At 60.4% G+C, this 273-nt stretch carries 1 protein-coding gene; it reads right to left on the reverse strand.

All coding sequences use genetic code 11. The features are described 5' to 3' along the window. The coding region (locus FS507_RS18215) for a hypothetical protein (RefSeq protein WP_222121470.1) at positions 1–273 on the reverse strand (273 nt) is incomplete at both ends.

The raw sequence follows: 273 nt of genomic DNA on the forward strand, positions 1-273 counted from the left end.
CGTGACCCCGACGTCGAACACATCCTCACCACGATGACTCGCATCCAAGGGCTGTAGGAACCATGACTGCCCCATCCTCCCCATCCACCATCCGACCCCTCTCCCTCCCCAATCTCCCCCCACACAACATCCCCATCACCCTCAACCCCTACCATCACCACCCAATCCACCCTTCTCCCAACAACATCCTCCAAACCCTCACCCCTACCCGTCCTCCTCTCCTCCCCCCTCTCCCTCTCCCCACTCACAACAACCTCTACTCCCTCATCCCCT

It is taken from the genome of Corynebacterium glyciniphilum AJ 3170, from assembly GCF_007673095.1.
Classification (GTDB): domain Bacteria; phylum Actinomycetota; class Actinomycetes; order Mycobacteriales; family Mycobacteriaceae; genus Corynebacterium.